Here is a 13616-nt window from a genome sequence, read left to right as displayed (position 1 = left end):
ACGATGCGTCAGAAGGTGTGGGTGTACTGTGCGCTGAGGATGTCGACCTTGCCCTTGTATTCGCCTTTCACCAACACCGTTTCAGTATGGTTGATCTTCACCGTCTCGACGAAAAGGTGGGCATAGCCGACGTCGAGCCAGCCCTTGTCGGAGACCTTGTACTGGCCGCCGAAGGCCAGCCAGATACGGTCGCCATCGGGGATGCGCGGGGTGCGATGCTGGGCATCGGGCACCGGCCCCTGGTCATAGGCCATGCCCATGCGCCAGAGCCATTTCGGGTTCTGCCGGTAGTTGGCGCCGACCGAGATGCGCCAGGTGTCATCCCAGCTCTCGTCGATATCGGTCACAGTCGCACCGGTGGTGGCACGCACGACCTTCAGTCGATCGAAGGAACTCCAGCCAGTCCACGTCGCATCGGCCAGGAATTCCCAGGCATCGTTCAAGCGCGACACCACGCTCAGCGAAGCGCTGCCGGGCAGGTTGGCGTCCGCCTTGATCGGGCCATCTCCGCCAGGATGATTGCTGACCTTGCCCTCGAGGGTGTGGTCGATGGCGGAACGATAGGCCAAGCCGATGCGCGTGTTGTTGTCCAAACGGGCCAAGACACCCAGGTTGTAGCCGAAGGAAATGTCATCCCCTTTCAGGGTGGTCAGCTGGCCGGTCCACTGTGTCAACTCGGCCTCGATGTATTGCAGGCTGACACCTGCCCCCAAGGCGATCTTGTCGTTGAGCAGCCAGGCCAGACTGGGATTGAGGTTGATGGTCTTCAGGTCGGAAAGCAGGGCCTGCGAACGACCGGCCCAGGGGTTGTCGTATTCGGTTTTGAGGCCGAAGGGGCTGCTGATGCCAAAGCCGAATTTCCAGCCCGGCCCGACGTCGCGGGCATAGTAGGCATTGGGCACGAAATTGAGGCCGCCGATGTCGCCACCCGTCCCAAGCGCGGCCGCAGTACTGCCCTGATCGGTGAACTTGGACGAAGGCCGGATCAGATGACCGACGACGACCAGCTGTTCACCCTCGATGCGCAGCAGCCCGGCCGGGTTGAAATACACCGTGCTGGCATCCTGGGCCGAGGCGGCCTGGCCGGCATAGGCATTGCCGAGGCCGCTGGCGTTCTGCTCCATCAGCTTGAAGCCGGAGGCCCAAGCGCCGGCGCTCAGGCCCAGGCCGAGCATGGCACACAGCATCTTGATCCGCATTGCACCCTCCTAATCTTTTCTCGCGACGCTTCAGGCCGAAGCCGCTTCGCGCCGCAGCAACCGGGTTACCAAGGCCCGTAGTTTAGCCGGCTGCACCGGTTTGTGCAGCAAGGGATAGCCCTTGTCGGCGATGGCCTGCATGCCGGCCTCGGTGGTATCCCCGGTAACGACCACGACCGGGAATTCGCTCCCGCGCAGCCGATGGCGCAGGCGCTCCACGACATCAAGGCCGGTTTCGCCCGGGCCGAGGTGGTAATCGGTGAGCAGCAGGGAAGGCGGCCGCGGAGCCAGGGCCACGGCCTCGTCGCCGTTGCGCGCCATGACCACCTCCAGCCCCCAGCCCCGTAGCAGGGCGGCCAGGGCATCGAGCACGTTCTCATCATCATCCACCACCAGCACCCGACCGTGCAGTCGGGTATAGGCGGCTACCGCCGCCTGGCCCGCGATGGCGTGCGCCCCGGCTTCGATGCCGGCCAGGGGCACGTCGACACTGAACACGGTGCCCTTGCCCGGCGTCGACCGCACCTCAAGGTCGTGATCGAGCAGACGCACCAGGCGATCGACGATGGCCAGACCGAGGCCCAGCCCTTTGGCGCGATCGCGCTTCAAGGTCTGTACCTGGTAGAACTCGGCGAAGATATCGGCGAAATGCTCCGGCGCGATGCCGATACCGCTGTCCCACACCTGGAAGCGGATCATCTCGCCGCGGCGACGGGCGGCGATCAGAATGCCGCCGCGATCGGTGTAGCGCAGCGCGTTGGTCACTAGGTTGCGCAGGATACGGTCGAGCAGCACCGGGTCGCTCATCACCTGCAAGGGTAGACTGCGCAGCTTGAGCCTGAGCCCCTTGGATGCCGCCTCATACTGGAAGTCGTCGCGCAGACGATCAAGCAAGTGGGCCACCGACACCCTGCCCACTTGCGGGGTGATGATGCCGGCATCGAGCTTGGAGACATCGAGCACGGTACTGAACAGGCTCTCGGTGGCGGCGAGCGAAGCCTGAATCTTGTCCAGGATTGCCTTACCTTCGGTCGTCGTCACATGAGGCTGCAGTGCGGCTGCGAACAGGCCGATAGCGTGCATGGGCTGACGCAGGTCATGGCTGGCCGCCGCGAGGAATTTGGACTTGGCCCGGTTGGCCAGTTCGGCCGTCTCTTTTTGCCGCGCCAGCTCCGCGGTCGCCTCGGCCACCCGCTGCCGCATGTTGTCGCGCAGCGATTCGAGCGATTCGCCCATCTGGTTGATGCCCTGCTGCAACTGGCCGATCTCGTTGGTTTCGCTCAGGGCCACGCGGGCCTGCAGATCGCCGCCGGCGATGCGCCGCACCGTGGCAATCGCCTCCATCAGCGGCTTCAGCCCGGCCCGTGTCAGGTGATGCGCCAACAGGCCGGCCAACAACAGACCCAGGCCCAGGATCAGCAAGGCCACCCACAGCATCCCCCGCACCGTCTGCCAGTAATCGGCATAGCTCAGGGCCAACTCGACCCGGGCGATCGCGGGCGCTCCGGCCATGCCAAAACGCGACTCTGGCACCAGGGAGACAAACACGGCGCGTTTTTTGCCGCCCTGCCATAGCGGGCCAATTTCGCGGGCCAAGCCATCGGGGGCCGACACCTCGCCGATCAAGTGCCCCTGGTCCGACCAGACGCGGGCATAAAGCACGCCCTCTTCGGCCACCACCCGCCTGAGCAGTTGCGCCAAGGCAGGGGAACTCAGAGGACCATGCTGAGCCAGCACCTGGACATGCTGCGCCAGATGTTCCGAGAAGTATTGGCCACGCTGATGGATCGACTGCTCCAGATCCTGCAGGCGAGCCTGGATCAGATAGCCGCCAAGCAGCAGTGCCACGGCGATCATGGGCAGAAAGCCGAGCAGCAAGACCTGGGTGCGTACCTTCATGTCAGCACCCTCGCGCAGGGCATCGCCGGCCGCCCTTTACAGCACGAGATTGAGACGGCGCGCCAGGAGGGCGGCCTCGATGCGATTGGCCACGCCGAGCACGCGGTAGACGGCGTTGAGATGGACCTTGACCGTGCCTTCGCTCAGATTCAGCTCGCGGCAGATCTGCTTGTTGGTCCGGCCGCCCGCCAGCAGGCGCAGGACCTCGCGCTGACGCTCGGTCAACCGGGCCAGGACGCTGTCGTCAGGGATCGCCGGGCCGCTGGCGCCGACCAGTTGCGAGGGGACATAGACCCCGCCCGACAGCACCAGGCGCAGGGCGGAGAACATGACTTGGGAAGAAGAGGATTTGGGGATGAAACCGGCGACGCCCATCTCCATCAGCGCCTCGACCTGGGGCCGCGATTCCGAGGCGGAGAGGATGACCACGGGGATGTCCGGGTGCTGATCCAGCACCTGCTGCACGCTGTCGATGCCGTCCATGCCGGGCATCGACAGGTCAAGTAGGAGCAGGTCCGCCTCGGGGTGCTGCCGGGCCTGGAGCAAGGCCTCGTCCAGGCTGGCGGCCTCCAACACCTCGGCATCCGCCTCCAATTGTTTCAGCAACAGCGCGAAGCCGTCGCGGAACAGGGCGTGATCATCGGCCAGGATGGCCTTCATGGCAGGTCGCGCCGGTCAGAACGGGATGTCGTCGTCCAGATCGTCGAAGCCGCCGCCCGCACCACCGCCGGAACCGCCCGACTTGCGGCCGCCGCCGGATTCCTCGCTGCCGCTCCAGGAACCGCCACCGCCGCCCTCGCCGCGGCCGCCGAGCATCTGCATTTCGTTGGCGACGATCTCGGTGGAATAGCGCTTGACGCCATCCTTCTCCCATTCGCGGGTGCGCAGGCTGCCCTCGACATAGACCGAGCGCCCCTTCTTCAGATATTCCCCGGCGATCTCGGCCAGCTTGCCGAAGAACACCACCCGGTGCCATTCGGTGCGCTCCTGGCGCTCGCCGCTCTTGTCCTTGAACCGGTCGGTGGTCGCCAGCCGGATGGTGGTCACCGCGTCACCGCTGGGCATGTAACGGGTTTCCGGGTCCGCGCCCAGATTGCCGACCAGAATTACCTTGTTCACCGAAGCCATTCATTCTCCCCCTTGCAAGACATGCTTCACACCTTCTTCATCCCAGCCCAGCTGGCTCACCTTGAGCATCACCACGCCCTCGTCCACCAGCACGGTCACCGACTCGACCCCGGCGAACACCGAGAGCCGGGCGGCCAGCTGCTGCACGGCGGCGGCCTCCAGGTGGCCGACATGGAACATCTGGGTCTTCACCCGCAGCGGCGGCCGCATCCCCTTGGCCAGCACCAGCCAGACGCCGATCAGCGCGGCGCAGAAGACGAACACCGCGGATTGCCCCCAGCCCTTGGCCAGCCAGCCGCCGACTGCGCCGCCGAAGAACAGGCCCAAGGCCTGGGCGGTATTGTATACCCCCATCGCCGTGCCTTTGGCCTCGGCCGGGGCCACCTTGGACACCAGCGAGGGCAGGGTCGCCTCCAGGATGTTGAAGGCGACGAAATAGGCCAGCAGGGTGGCCACTACCGCCCAGAAATGGCCGATGAACAGGCTGAAACCAAGCTGGGCCAAAAACATAAGGCCGATGGCGGAGACGAACACCGGCTTCATCCGACCGTATTTCTCCCCATATATCACCGCCGGCACCAGGAAGACAAAGGAGCCGAGCAGGACCGGCAGATAGACCTGCCAGTGGGCGTCGGCCGGCAGGCCGCCGGCGTCGCTCAGGGCGAGCGGCACGATGAGGAACATGGCCATCTGCGCCGCATGCAGGGCGAAGATGCCGAAATCCAGGCGCAGCAGCTCGCCGTCACGCAGCACGTCGCCCAGGCGGCGGGGATTGGTCTGGGCGTCGGAGTGGAACACGGTCAGGCCGGGATTGGGCGTGACGAACTTGACGACGACGATGGCGAGCAAGGCCAGCACCCCGGTCATGGCGAAGATGCCGGGCACGCCGATCCAGCGATAGAACAGCGGGCCGGCAGCCAGGGAGAGGGCGAAGGCCAGGCCGATGGTGCTGCCGACCATGGCCATGGCCTGGGTGCGCTTCTCCTCGCGGGTCAGGTCGGCCAAGAGGGCGGTGACCGCCGCCGAAATCGCGCCCGCCCCCTGCAGGGCCCGGCCAAGGATCACCATGTAGATGTCGTCCGCCGCCGCCGCGACGAAGCTGCCCAAGGCGAACAGTAGTAGACCGGCGATGATCACCGGCTTGCGGCCCCAGCGGTCCGAGGCCATGCCGAAGGGCAGCATGAACAGGGCCTGGGTCAGGCCGTACATGCCCAGGGCCAGGCCGACCAGGGCATGGTCGTCGCCGCCCGGCAGGTCTTGGGCATAGAGGGCGAACACCGGCAGGATCAGGAACATGCCCAGCATGCGCAGGCCGAAAATGGCGGCCAGCGAAGCGGCGGCCCGGCGCTCGGAGCGGGTCATGGGAGCGACTTCGGAAGACATGGCTGAAGGTTTGCGCGAAAATGGCCATATATTAGCCGGTTTACGGCGCCAGACCGAGCCAGGAGTGGAAGATGGACAGGATTCGACCAAGCCGCGCCCCAGATTCAACCCGTTGCCACCGGTTCCGGCCCCACCTCTTGCCGGCCCTGCTCGCCGCCCTCGCCTGGCAGGCCGGCCCCGTCGCCGCGACGGCCGCGCCCCCCGATCTCGCCAGCTTCGCCCTGGAAGACCTGCTCAACATGGAGGTCTTTTCGGCCTCCAAATTCCAGCAAAAGGCGAGCGAGGCGCCCTCGGCGGTGACCGTGATCACGGCCGAGGAGATCATGGCCTATGGCCACCGCACCCTGGCCGACATCCTCAAGACGATCCGCGGCGTCTACGTCAGCTACGACCGCAACTACAGCTATGTCGGGGTGCGCGGCTTCGGCCGGCCGGGCGACTACAACACCCGCCTGCTCCTGCTGGTCGACGGGCACCGAGTCAACGACAACGTCTACGACGGCGGCCTGGTCGGCAGCGACTTCATCCTCGACGTCGACCTGATCGAACGGGTGGAGTTCGTGCCCGGCCCCGGCTCGGCCATCTACGGCAACAACGCCTTATTCGGGGTGATCAACGTGATCACCAAGCAGGGCCGCCAGCTCGACGGCGCCGAGGTCTCGGCCGAGGTCGCCAGCCACGATACCTGGAAGACCCGCGCCAGCTACGGCCGCCGGCTCGACAACGGCCTCGAGGTCCTGCTCTCCATCGGCCGCTACGACAGCCAGGGACAGAATCTCTTCTACCCGGAGTTCGGCGGCACCGCGGTCGGCCTCGATCACGACCGCGCCGACAACTTCTACGGCAAGTTCAGCTTCGCCGATTTCACGCTTTCCTTGGCCCATGCCGACCGCAAAAAGGGCGTTCCCACTGCCTCTTACGGCCAGGACTTCAACGATCCGCGCTCAGCGACCATCGACCGTCAGTCCTTCCTCGATCTTCAATACCAGCAGCGCCTGACCGAGCAGCTGGAGTTCACCGGCCGGGCCTACTATGGGCTGTATCACTTCAGCGGCGACTACCCCTATTCCGGGGTAGTCAACCACGACCGGACCGACGGCCGCTGGTGGGGCGGGGAACTGAAATTCGTGCACACCGCCTTCCAGAACCACAAGCTGGTCTTCGGTGCCGAGTACCAGCGCGATGGGCAGCGCGATCAGGCCAACTACGATCTCGACCCCTATGCGGTCTACCTGGACGACCGACGTCGGAGTCAGCGCTGGGGGCTATACCTCCAGGACGAATACAGCCTGAGCGAGCGCACCCTGCTCAGCGCCGGCCTTCGCTTCGACCGCTCGGCCGAAGGCCACGAGAGCGTCAATCCCCGCCTGGGCCTGATCCATCGATGGGACAACACGACCACGCTGAAGGCCCTCTATGGCACCGCTTTCCGTGCCCCTGATGCCTATGAGCTCTACTACACCGCCCTCGGCCCGCCAGACCAACTGGCCAACCCCAATCTGCGGCCGGAGAAGATCAAGACCTATGAACTGGTGCTGGAGAAGGTGATCGGCAGCGATATCCGGCTGACGGCAGCGACCTACCACTATGTCATCGACAATCTGATCGAGCAGGTAACCCTGCCGGGGGGCGACCTGATGTTCAACAACATCGCCCAGGCCAAGGCCAACGGCATCGAGCTCGAGGCCGAGCGCCGTTGGGCCGACGGCAGCCAACTGAGGGCAAGCTATAGCTGGCAACTGGCCGAGCGCGAGGATGGCACCTGGCTGGACAACTCGCCGCGCCATCTGGCCAAACTGAACTGGAGCCAGCCGATCCTGGGCAACCGCTGGCGCAGCGGCCTGGAGCTGCAATACCTCGGCAGCCGCCGCACCAGCCACCCGGGCATCAGCGCCGGCAGCAGCGTGGTGACCAACCTCACGCTCACCAGCAGCAAACTGGCCAAGGGCCTGGAGGTCTCCGCCGGCATCTACAACCTGTTCGACCAGGACTGCGTGGACCCCGGTTCGGACGAGCATAGCCAGGCCCTGCTGCACCAGGACGGCCGCACCTGGCGGCTGAAACTCGGCTACCGCTTCTGATCATGCCGCTTGGGCTCCGCCCGACCTGGTCAAACCGGCCCCTGCTCGCCTTGCTGGCGTTGCTGGCTGCCCTTGGCTCTGTGGCACGGGCCGAGGGCCTGACTGAATATCAGGCCAAGGCCGCCATGCTCTACAACTTTCCCAAGTTCATCGACTGGCCGGCCGGCACCCGCCCGGGCGCCATGCTTTGCGTGCTGGGCCCCGACCCTTTCGGCCCCGCCCTCGATTCCCTGCAGGGCAAGCCGCTCAGGAACGGCGCGGTCAGCATCGCCCGGCCGGCCAGCGTCCAGGCCGCCCTGACCTGTCAGGTGCTATTCATCGCCGGGGCCGACAACCTGAACCGGGTGCTGGCCGGACTGGGCACCGCGCCAGTGCTCACCATCGGCGAGGAGGAAGGCATGGCCGCGCGCGGCGTGATGATCGAGCTGATCCGGGAGGGCCCCCGCATCGCCTTCAAGATCAACCTGAGCGCCGCCCGGCGCGCGGGACTGTCGATCAGTTCCCAGCTGCTCAAGCTGGCCCGGGAAGTCTACTGAGGTCCCGTCCTGCCCATTTGGGCGAACCGGCTGAAACCGGTATATTGGCGGATTGTCCTGATTCCACATCGCACAGCATGATCCGCATCCGGGGCGCCCGCACCCACAACCTGAAGAACGTCAATCTCGATCTGCCGCATCACCAGTTGATCGTGATCACCGGCCTGTCCGGCTCGGGCAAGTCTTCGCTCGCCTTCGACACCCTCTATGCCGAGGGCCAGCGTCGCTATGTCGAATCGCTCTCGGCCTATGCCCGGCAATTCCTGCAATTGATGGAAAAGCCCGACGTCGACCTGATCGAGGGCCTGTCGCCCGCCATCGCAATCGAGCAGAAGACCGCCAGCCACAACCCGCGCTCCACCGTGGGCACGGTGACCGAGATCCACGACTACCTGCGCCTCCTGTTCGCCCGCGCCGGCACCCCGCGCTGCCCGGAGCATGGCATCGAGCTGGCGGCGCAGACGGTGTCGCAGATGGTCGACCAGGTGCTGAGCCTGCCCGAGGACACCCGGCTGATGATCCTGGCGCCCCTGGTGGTCGGCCGCAAGGGCGAGCAGCTGGCGCTGTTCGACGAGCTGCGCGCCCAGGGCTTCGTCCGCCTGCGCGTCGACGGCGAGGTCTACGACATCGACGCCCTGCCCAAACTCGACAAGAACAAGAAGCACACCATCGAGGCCGTGGTCGACCGGCTCAAGGTCCGCGCCGAGGTGAAGCAGCGCTTGGCCGAATCGTTCGAGACCGCCCTGCGCCACTCCGACGGCCGTGCCCTGGCGGTGGACATGGACAGCGGCCACGAGCAGCTGTTCTCGGCCAGGTTCGCCTGCCCGGTATGCGACTATGCCCTGCCCGAGCTGGAGCCGCGGCTGTTCTCGTTCAACAACCCCATGGGCGCCTGCCCCAAATGCGACGGCCTCGGCGCGATCACCTTCTTCGACCCCAAGCGGGTGGTCGCCTTCCCCCACCTCTCGCTCGCCTCCGGCGCGATCAAGGGCTGGGATAGGCGCAACGCCTTCTTCTTCCGCATGCTGACCGACCTGGCCCTGCATTACGGCTTCGACATCGAGGCGCCGTTCGAGGAGCTGCCCGAGCGGGTACGCGAGATCGTGCTCTACGGCAGCGGCGGCGAGGTCATCCCCTTCCACTACCTGGGCGAGGGCGGCCGCAAGGTCACCCGCCAGCACAGCTTCGACGGCGTCATCCCGATTTTGGAAAAGCGCTACAGGGACGCCGAATCCCAGCTTTTGCGCGAGGAACTGGCCAAGTACATCGCCAGCCGGCCCTGCCCCGAGTGCGAGGGCTCGCGTTTGCGGGTGGAGGCGCGCCACGTCACCATCGGCGGCCAGACCCTGCACGCCCTGTCGCGCCTGCCCATCCGCCAGACCCTGAAGTTCTTCGATGCGCTGAAGCTGACCGGCCACCGCGCCCAGGTGGCGGACAAGATCGTCAAGGAGATCGTCGCCCGCCTGTCCTTCCTCAACAATGTGGGCCTCGATTACCTCTCACTGGAGCGCTCGGCCGACACCCTGTCCGGCGGCGAGGCCCAGCGCATCCGCCTGGCGAGCCAGATCGGCTCCGGCCTCACCGGCGTCATGTACGTGCTGGACGAGCCTTCCATCGGCCTGCACCAGCGCGACAATGACCGCCTGCTCGGCACCCTGAAGCACTTGCGCGATTTGGGCAACACCGTGATCGTGGTCGAGCACGACGAGGATGCCATCCGCGCCGCCGACTACGTGGTCGACATGGGCCCCGGCGCCGGCGAGCACGGCGGCGAGGTGGTGGCCGAAGGCACGCCCAAGCAGATCATCGCCAGCAAGGCCTCGCTCACCGGCCAGTACCTCGCGGGCAAGAAGGCCATCGCCGTGCCGAAGAAGCGCAAGGCGCCGGACCCGGATCGCCAGCTGGTGCTGACCGGCGCCAGCGGCAACAACCTGAAAGAGGTCACCCTCAAGCTGCCGCTCGGCCTCTTCGTCGGCATCACCGGGGTCTCCGGCTCGGGCAAGTCGACCCTGATCAACGACACCCTCTACGCCGCGGTGTCCAACCTGCTCTACGGCTCGGCCCTGGAGCCGGCGCCGTTCGCGGACATCGACGGCGTCGAGTTCTTCGACAAGGTGATCAACGTCGACCAAAGCCCCATCGGCCGCACCCCGCGCTCCAACCCGGCCACCTACACCGGCCTGTTCACCCCGATCCGCGAGCTGTTCGCCGGCGTGCCCCAGGCGCGCGAGCGCGGCTACGGGCCCGGCCGCTTCTCCTTCAACGTCAAGGGCGGCCGCTGCGAGGCCTGCCAGGGCGACGGCATGATCAAGGTGGAGATGCACTTTTTGCCCGACATCTACGTACCCTGCGACGTCTGCCACGGCCAGCGCTACAACCGCGAGACTTTGGAGATCCAGTACAAGGGCAAGAGCATTCACGACGTCCTGCAGATGACGGTGGAGGAGGCCTACGAATTCTTCAAGCCGGTGCCCACCGTGGCGCGCAAGCTGAAGACCCTGATCGACGTCGGCCTCACCTACGTCCGCCTGGGCCAGTCGGCCACCACCCTGTCGGGCGGCGAGGCGCAGCGGGTGAAGCTGGCCTTGGAGCTGTCCAAGCGCGACACCGGCCGCACCCTGTACATCCTGGACGAGCCGACCACCGGCCTGCACTTCCATGACATCTCGCTGCTGCTCGATGTGCTGCATCGCCTGGTCGGCCACGGCAACACGGTGGTGGTGATCGAACACAACCTCGACGTGCTGAAGACCGCCGACTGGATCATCGACCTCGGCCCCGAAGGCGGCGAGGGCGGCGGCCGCATCATCGCCGAGGGCACGCCGGAGCAGGTGGCCAAGCACCCGGACAGCCATACCGGCCGGTATCTCAAGGCAGTTTTACGGTAAGCTTCCCCGCAAAAAGGGAGGAACCATGCCAAAAAAGACCCTTGCCGTATCTGCCCCACTTGTCGAGCATCTGACCCATTCCATTCTTGTCCTGCGCGGCCAGCGCGTTCTGCTGGACTCAGACCTGGCCGCGCTCTATGGCGTGGAGACGAAACGGCTCAACGAGCAGGTCCGGCGTAACCGGGACCGCTTTCCGCCCGACTTCATCTTCGAGCTGAGCCAGGATGAATATGCCAACTTGAAGTCGCAAATTGCGACTTCAAGTTGGGGTGGCCGCCGCAAGCCTCCGCTGGTATTTACCGAGCATGGCGCGATCATGGCTGCCACGGTGCTCAATTCGCCCCGCGCCGTGGAAATGAGCGTCTACGTCGTGCGCGCCTTCGTCCAACTGCGTGAGATGCTGGCCGGCAACAAGGAATTGGCCAAGCGGCTGGATGAACTGGAACGGCGGGTCGAGGCCAAGCTTCAGACCCATGACCAAGCCATCGCCGGTTTGATCCAGACCATCCGGGAACTGATGAAACCACCACAAACCAAGAAACGCCCCATCGGATTCGTCACGCCGAAAGATGACTGAACTCATCCGCCTGTCCAAACTCATGGCCGAACGCGGGCTGTGCTCGCGGCGCGAAGCCGACGCTTACATCGAGCGCGGCTGGGTCTTTGTCGACGGCCTCAAGGTCGACGTGCTCGGCACCAAGGTCGCCCCCGATTGCGAGATCCGGCTTGCCCAGCAGGCCGACCAACAACAGCAGCGCCGGGTAACCATATTGCTGCACAAACCGGTGGGCTATGTCTCCGGCCAGCCGGAGCCGGGCTTCACGCCCGCGCTGGCCTTGATCCAGCGCGACACCCAATGGCAGGAGAGCCGCGGCCCGGCCTTCAGCCCGGCCATGCTGAAAGGCCTGGCCCCGGCCGGCCGTTTGGACATCGATTCCACAGGCTTGTTGGTGCTCACTCAGGACGGACGCATCGCCCGGCACCTGATCGGCGACGACTCCCAGGTGGAAAAGGAATATCTGGTGCGGGTGGAGGGGCGGCTCGACGAGAAAGGCCTGGCCCTGCTCAACCACGGCCTGTCGCTCGACGGCCACAAGCTCAGGCCGGCCAAGGTCAGCTGGCAAAACCGCGACCAGTTGCGCTTCATTCTGAAGGAAGGCCGCAAGCGCCAGATCCGCCGCATGTGCGAGTTGGTCGGGCTCAAGGTGGTGGGGCTCAAGCGCGTGCGCATCGGCCGCGTGCGCCTGGGCGAGCTGCCCCTGGGCCAGTGGCGCTATTTGCGCGAGGACGAGCGCTTCTAGTGCAGCGCCTCGGCGGCCGGCCCGGCCAGGCCGACCTTGTCCCCGATCTTCAGGCCCAGCAGCTCAGCCGCGCTGGTCCGGTTGGCCGCGATCTCGACCAGGCCCGAGCTGTTCACATGCCAGAAGGCCTCGCCCTTGCCGGCCTCGCCGAAGGTGCGGAAATAGCGCAGCGCCTGCCCCTTCACCTCCAGCGCCGTCTGCCCGGTCATGAGGCCGCCACGCAGACCGGTCCAGGCATTGCCGTAATGGTCGATGTAGATGATCCGCGCCAGGTCGGCCGGGTCGAACTGCACCTCGAGCTGGGCGATGGGCTTGAGCTTGTCTTCAGGGAAACGGCCGGCGGCGATCCAGGCGGCGATCGGCGCGAACAGGTCGCGGCCGTGAAAGGTGTCGGACAGGTTTTCTGGCCGCCAGGTGATCTGCCAGTAGCGTACTTGGCGGGCCCGGGCGGCCACTACCGAGAGCAGGCCGTTGTCCGGGCCGACGAACCAGCGGCCGTCGGCATCGAGCACCACGGCCTGGCGCGGCCCGCCGACGCCGGGATCGACCACGCAGAAGAACACGCTGCCTTCAGGGAAGGCGCGACACAGGGCGTCGAGCAGCTGCGCCCCGGCATGGGCGTTGAAGTCCGGCGCGCCGTGCAGCAGGTCGATGACCGGTACAGCCGGGGCCTCGCGGGCCAGCACGGCCTTGACCTGGCCGACATAGGGGTCGGCCCAGCCGTAATCGGTGAATAGCGCAATCATCGCGGGAAATGAAAAAAGGCCGGCAATGCCGGCCTTTTTACCACAGCTTGCGCCGCTTTATTCAGCCGCCGCAGAACCTTCCTGCGCTTCGGGCCGGTCCACCAGCTCCACCAGGGCCATGGGCGCGTTGTCGCCCTTGCGGAAGCCGGCCTTGAGGATGCGCAGGTAGCCGCCGGGACGGGCCATGAAGCGCGGGCCCAGATCGTCGAACAGCTTGGCCACGATGTCGCGATCGCGCGTCCGGTCGAAGGCGAGACGGCGGTTGGCCAGGCTCGGCTTCTTGCCCAGGGTGATCAGGGGCTCGGCCACGCGGCGCAGTTCCTTGGCCTTGGGCAGGGTGGTGCTGATCACCTCGTGACGCAACAGGGCGTTGGTCAGGTTGCGCAGCATCGCGGAGCGATGGCTGCTGGTGCGGTTCAGTTTGCGGTTGGACAGGCGATGACGCATTTTGTATT

Annotated in this window: 12 protein-coding genes; 5 read left to right on the top strand and 7 right to left on the bottom strand. The window is 65.9% G+C overall.

Annotation, left to right across the window (positions count from 1 at the left end):
* Positions 1-8: 8 nt before the first annotated feature.
* The 5 genes from EL388_RS02485 to EL388_RS02465 are packed head-to-tail and all read right to left on the bottom strand — an operon-like array spanning position 9 to position 5639.
* Complete coding sequence (locus EL388_RS02485) at positions 9-1199, bottom strand: OmpP1/FadL family transporter (RefSeq protein WP_232019159.1); 1191 nt, start codon at positions 1197-1199, stop codon at positions 9-11.
* Between the two features lie 30 nt (positions 1200-1229).
* The gene (locus EL388_RS02480) at positions 1230-3098 is read right to left on the bottom strand and encodes an ATP-binding protein (protein ID WP_126459094.1); all 1869 of its coding nucleotides are present in this window, start codon (positions 3096-3098) and stop codon (positions 1230-1232) included.
* 36 nt (positions 3099-3134) lie between these two features.
* Positions 3135-3758: a response regulator gene (locus tag EL388_RS02475; RefSeq protein WP_126459091.1), complete on the bottom strand. Its 624-nt coding sequence runs from the start codon at positions 3756-3758 to the stop codon at positions 3135-3137.
* A 15-nt stretch (positions 3759-3773) separates the two neighbouring features.
* Positions 3774-4226: a single-stranded DNA-binding protein gene (gene ssb / locus EL388_RS02470; protein ID WP_126459088.1), complete on the bottom strand. Its 453-nt coding sequence runs from the start codon at positions 4224-4226 to the stop codon at positions 3774-3776.
* Positions 4227-5639 (bottom strand): MFS transporter, encoded by a 1413-nt coding sequence (locus EL388_RS02465; RefSeq protein WP_420856662.1) that lies wholly within the window; start codon positions 5637-5639, stop codon positions 4227-4229.
* 107 nt (positions 5640-5746) lie between these two features.
* Here EL388_RS02465 and EL388_RS02460 point away from each other — a divergent pair, with 107 nt between their 5' ends.
* The 5 genes from EL388_RS02460 to EL388_RS02440 all read left to right on the top strand — a co-directional run bounded on the left by EL388_RS02460 (position 5747) and on the right by EL388_RS02440 (position 12415).
* Positions 5747-7690: a TonB-dependent receptor plug domain-containing protein gene (locus tag EL388_RS02460; protein ID WP_165919082.1), complete on the top strand. Its 1944-nt coding sequence runs from the start codon at positions 5747-5749 to the stop codon at positions 7688-7690.
* Positions 7691-7692: 2 nt separating this feature from the next.
* The gene (locus EL388_RS02455) at positions 7693-8226 is read left to right on the top strand and encodes a YfiR family protein (RefSeq protein ID WP_126459080.1); all 534 of its coding nucleotides are present in this window, start codon (positions 7693-7695) and stop codon (positions 8224-8226) included.
* Positions 8227-8303: 77 nt separating this feature from the next.
* Complete coding sequence (gene uvrA / locus EL388_RS02450) at positions 8304-11114, top strand: excinuclease ABC subunit UvrA (protein WP_126459078.1); 2811 nt, start codon at positions 8304-8306, stop codon at positions 11112-11114.
* 25 nt (positions 11115-11139) lie between these two features.
* The gene (locus tag EL388_RS02445; protein WP_126459075.1) at positions 11140-11691 is read left to right on the top strand and encodes an ORF6N domain-containing protein; all 552 of its coding nucleotides are present in this window, start codon (positions 11140-11142) and stop codon (positions 11689-11691) included.
* Positions 11684-12415, top strand: coding sequence for a pseudouridine synthase (locus tag EL388_RS02440; RefSeq protein WP_126459072.1), 732 nt, complete (start codon positions 11684-11686; stop codon positions 12413-12415). Before EL388_RS02445 ends, EL388_RS02440 begins: the two co-directional genes overlap by 8 nt.
* Here the strand turns inward: EL388_RS02440 and EL388_RS02435 are convergent.
* On the bottom strand, positions 12412-13161 hold the full coding sequence (locus EL388_RS02435) for an SAM hydrolase/SAM-dependent halogenase family protein (RefSeq protein ID WP_126459069.1): 750 nt from the start codon (positions 13159-13161) through the stop codon (positions 12412-12414). The two genes, EL388_RS02440 and EL388_RS02435, sit on opposite strands and share 4 nt — an antisense overlap.
* A gap of 57 nt (positions 13162-13218) precedes the next feature.
* Positions 13219-13608: a 50S ribosomal protein L17 gene (gene rplQ / locus EL388_RS02430; protein WP_126459066.1), complete on the bottom strand. Its 390-nt coding sequence runs from the start codon at positions 13606-13608 to the stop codon at positions 13219-13221.
* Positions 13609-13616: the final 8 nt, after the last annotated feature.

The organism is Sulfuritortus calidifontis, from assembly GCF_003967275.1.
Lineage (GTDB): Bacteria > Pseudomonadota > Gammaproteobacteria > Burkholderiales > Thiobacillaceae > Sulfuritortus > Sulfuritortus calidifontis.
The sequence above is the reverse complement of the archived record's forward strand: the minus strand, read 5'-3'. Positions and strand labels throughout refer to the sequence as shown.